Here is a 4,578-nt window from a genome sequence, read left to right on the forward strand (position 1 = left end):
TCTGGTGGCTGCCGCACTCGCCGGGAAAGTGCTTCTTGACATCAAGTTGCCCCCGGGTCTCCAGCGGTACGTCAAGGTGCTGTTCCGCAACGCCGGCGCAAACTCTGCTGGCAAGGCAGACGCTTTTATCTACTCCGGTCGCTAGGCCAGGGTAGTCGCAAAGGATTAACAGCGGGCCGGGCAACGTCCCGGCCTGCTTACAATCGAGGAGGACGAAATGCTTGCAGCAGACGCATTGGCAGCGGCATGGATCGTTTGGACTACGGCGCTTGCCGCAGACACCAGACTCAACCCGAATGATCAGGCCACCTTGACCGCGTATGAAACAAAGCTGGAGACTCTGGATACCTCAGAGAAAGAGGATCTGGAGGTATTGAGGATTCACCGTGAATGGATGCAGAACCGGGTGAGAAGGGCAGGTCCATAATGGCCAAACAACTCAAGAAACGGAAATTCATCTGTATCCGAGAGTGTATCTGGCACAATCCTGACTTCCCCACACCGAGGCGGCTGTTGCCAAATGGGGGCAAGACGATCTACGAGCTGTTCGAGGATGCCCCCAGGCACCTTTTCAAGCCGGTAGATCCGGATCCGGTTCCCGAACCTCAAGCTGGCGGTGTGGTTGCCGAACTGGGCGACAAGAGCCGGAAGGAACTGGAGAAGATCGCCACAGAATACGGTGTTCCGGAGCCGGGGAAGGCCCAGAACAAAGATGCTCTGGTAGAGGCAATCCTTATTGCTGCCGGTTATAAGGTCCAGCCAGAAGATCAGCAGCCACTTTCGGATAATCTGCCGGCAGACGATAATCCTAAACCGGATACAGAGGGAGAGGGGTCTACCGAGAAGAAGGCTGACGGCTGATCCTGCTAAATTAGGACTGCGCGATCGCGCGATCCTAAAAGGAGAAACGTATGGCCACTTCATGGGTCGAAATATGCAACCTGGCACTCATCTATCTGGGTGCCAAGACCATCACTCAGCTAGTTGAGAATACCAACAACGCGCAGTTGTGCAACGCGGTCTACCGCGGTGCGGCTGACGAGGTATTGTGCGAGCACGAGTTTGCTTGCGCTGAGAAACGACAGGATCTCAACAGACTCACAGCCGAGCCTGACAGCGTGCTTTGGCATTACCAGTACCAGTTACCCGTAGATTTCCTGAAGATCCGTGAGGTCGATCCCGACTCACCATACAGACGCGAAGCAGAGGTTGTCCTCTCCAACGAAGGTGTACTCACACTCGTCTACACTTACCAGGTAACTAACCCAAAGTCTCTGGACACCCACGTCGCCAGAGCTGTCGCCGCGAAGATCGGGCTGATTCTGGCGCCCAAGATCGTGCACAAGGATACATTCACGAATTACATGGAAGGGGTGTACGAGCGCGCGTTACTCAAGGCGAGGTGGGCCGAACTGCATAAAGAAAAGAAGCAGGAAGTGGATCTGCTCCACGACCAGACCCTTCCTGATCGGTGGGAACAGGTACACTAATGGGCGTACACCCGATCTATGCAGACTTCACGGCAGGGGAGATTACAGACCGTGCTGCCGGCAGGGTAGAGACTACTGTCTACCACCGCGCCTGCAGGATCATAGAAAACTTTATACCCAAGGTGCAGGGCGGAGTGGAGCGCAGGCGAGGCACGATTCTAGTCGCTGCGGTTGACGACCACGACAAGAAGAGCCGGCTGATATCCTGGGAAGAGCCGGACAATTTATACTACCTCGAACTGTGTGTCGGCAAGATCAAGATTTACAAGGAAAGTACGGCAGCTCTCGTGCATACGATCTCAACCGGTGTGCCCTGGGCAACCGCCGAGCTGGAAGATATCTGGGTAGCCTTCGATGGTGCCTACACCATGATTTTTACCTACGGCAACTGGAAAACTGCCAGGTTGGTACACGACTCGCCGTATGGCGACACCGACTGGACGCTCGACCAGCCTACCATGACAGTAACCGGATATAGCGGTGCCCCTATAACGATGGATTGGATTGAGAGCGCGAATGGCTGTTCTTTGGTCACTTCTGTTACGGGCGTGGGCGAAGTTTCTTATGGGGAAAAAGCCCATGATGGTAACGACGATACTTATTCTTCAGCACTCCCGATTGATTTTGGCGTCGGAGAGGGTATCTGGACATTCACATTTGTGGAAGCCAAAAGCATCGACGAGTTTAAGTTCAAAGTTAAGGGTTACGTGTTAGGCCTCATCGCTTATTCTAAGATAAAGTTTGAATATTATGATGGAACCTGGCATACGTTGGAGGAAGATGTTCAGCTTGCCGAAACAGCTGCTTGGTACACATATTCTGCCGGCTATGAGAATGTCACCAAAGTCAGAGTAACCGGCGGATGTTTTCTTGATCACGCATCTTCTACAAGGACAAGTGGGAGTTTGCTATACACGGCATCGGCGAAGGAGGATATTGAGGCCACGCTGTTCAATTCAGCCGGGCATTACGCTGCGGTCTGCCGGTTTATCCAGACACGTTTGGCGTTGGCTAATACGCGGGTCCAACCCAATCGGATCTTCTTCTCCCTTTCCATCGACCAGACCACAGGTGAACCGGCCTACACCGACTTCACGCTGAACACCGGCACTGAAGATAAAGCATCAAACGGATTCTCCGTGGCAGCCTACGCCAATCGGGGTGGACAGATCCGCTGGATGGTGGGCGAGGACGTGCTGATCGCCGGCACCTCTGGCGGTGAGATCACTATCTCAGGTGGAGATGGTGGGTTGAGCGCGACGGCTCTGTCTATCATTAAGAATCCCACGCACTACGGAGGCTCAAACAAGGCGATAGCCGCTGGTGATGCTGTTCTGTTCGTTCAGAAGGGCAACACTAAACTGCGCGAGATGGTGCTGGGGGATAACCTGAAGTACGCGGCCAACGATCTTATGACTCTGGCCGAGGAGGTCGCTAAGCCAGGGATCAACGCTCTGGAGATCTCCACCGTCCCGGACACCTTAATATTCGCCCAGCGCGTCGACGGCGAGTTGGCGGTTATGAATTACGAGCGCGCACTACAGGTACTGGCCTGGCATCGGTTCATTACCGATGGTCTATTTGAAAGTATCGCGGTCGGAACGGATTCCAACCAGGTCGACAAGTGGTGGGTGATCGTCAACCGCACGATCAACGGATACACCAAAAGATATATAGAGCGCTTCGCGCCGGCCTGGGAAGAGTTGAAGGACGCGATCTACGTGGACAGCGCAGTCACCTTCGACAACGGAGATCCGCTGGACATTGAGGATCTGGATGTTATTGATCCGGTCACGATAACGATCACAGGCCACGGCTTGAGCGGCGGCGAAAAGATATTGATCGAGGACGTGATAGGCACCACCGAGCTTAACGGCAATGTCTACACGGTGGAATACATAGGGGCGAACAGTTTCTCCTTGCGCGACGAGGGGGATGACAACGATATAGACGGTACTCAGTTCAAGTTGACTCTCGACGTAGATCCGACCCCTGGTGATTTCGAGCCGGCGGCCACGTTGACAGGCACACCCAGCGCAAAGACCGCCACCGTTATCTCAAAGATCGACAGCAAGACCTACTACTGCGCCGGTGATGGGTTCGATCCGGGAGATAGTATCTCCGATGGAACGAATACAGCAGCCTGCACGTCTCCCTATCCTAAAAGCGGTTTCTTCCTGTCTGCATATATATCTGCTGGCACCGTGACCAAGGTACAGAAGGATCTCACAGGGCTGACGCACCTGGCTTTGAAAGAGGTACAGATCCTGGGCGATGGCGCGGTGATCGCTCCGGAGACGGTTGACGTATCTGGCAATCTGACGATGGCCAACTACGCGAACCTGATCCACGTCGGCCTGAAGTTCATCAGCAAACTCATGCCGATGCCGCTGGAAGCCGGTGCGCGAGAAGGCACCGCGCAGGGGCGCACGAAGAGGATCGACCGGATAGTGATTCGTTTCAAGGACTCGCTGGGCTGCAAGGTCGGTCAGAACGAGGATGAGCTAGAGCTCTTGAGGTTCAGGGAGACGGACGCCCTGATGGGTGTGCCTACACAGCCGTTAAGCGGAGATATCGAGACTTCATTCCCTGGTGGGTACGACACGACCGGGGATATTCTGATCGTTCAGGACGAGCCTCTTCCGCTGTCTATAGTAGCGTTGATGCCGAGGCTGCAGACCAATGAATAGGAGCAAGTCATGACACTAACAGCATTTCTTGTCTCTCTTGGTATAGTAGCCGCTGCCAAGGGCATTGCGTCTCTATTCCAATTTGGGGCGGCTAAGAGAGCAAAGGAAGATATAGAAGATGCCATAGAGGATGTCTACCAGATCCAGAAAACCCGGATGCAGCACGGGTACGAGGCAACCCTGAACCGGCTGATCGAGCAGGAAGCTACGATTCTGGGAGGGCAGAGACAGATACTCGGGGCAGCCGGTCACGCCGGAGGAGCCGGGACTCTGGGAGCGACCGTGGCAGCTACTACCAGTGCGAAGGCCGAGCAGGATCGCAGCCTGTTGGATCAGCAGTACGAGGATGCCCAGGCCGATCTCAAGGCGCAGACAGACCTGGCCAAAGAAAAGCTGCA

At 54.7% G+C, this 4,578-nt stretch carries 5 protein-coding genes; all 5 read left to right on the top strand.

The features are described from left to right. Positions 1-217: 217 nt before the first annotated feature. A complete protein-coding gene (locus VMW13_04415; GenBank protein ID HUV44058.1) occupies positions 218-427 on the top strand; it encodes a hypothetical protein in 210 nt (69 codons plus the stop codon). Next, positions 391-861, top strand: a complete 471-nt coding sequence (locus VMW13_04420; protein HUV44059.1) for a hypothetical protein — start codon at positions 391-393, stop codon at positions 859-861. Before VMW13_04415 ends, VMW13_04420 begins: the two co-directional genes overlap by 37 nt. A gap of 50 nt (positions 862-911) precedes the next feature. Then, positions 912-1,490 carry a hypothetical protein gene (locus tag VMW13_04425; GenBank protein HUV44060.1) on the top strand — a complete coding sequence of 193 codons (579 nt, stop codon included), beginning with the start codon at positions 912-914 and terminating at the stop codon, positions 1,488-1,490. Beyond that, positions 1,490-4,180: a hypothetical protein gene (locus VMW13_04430; GenBank protein HUV44061.1), complete on the top strand. Its 2,691-nt coding sequence runs from the start codon at positions 1,490-1,492 to the stop codon at positions 4,178-4,180. Before VMW13_04425 ends, VMW13_04430 begins: the two co-directional genes overlap by 1 nt. Positions 4,181-4,189: 9 nt before the next feature. Beyond that, the coding region (locus VMW13_04435; protein HUV44062.1) for a hypothetical protein at positions 4,190-4,578 on the top strand (389 nt) is incomplete at its 3' end.

Source organism: Dehalococcoidales bacterium (assembly GCA_035529395.1).
Lineage (GTDB): Bacteria > Chloroflexota > Dehalococcoidia > Dehalococcoidales > Fen-1064 > DUES01.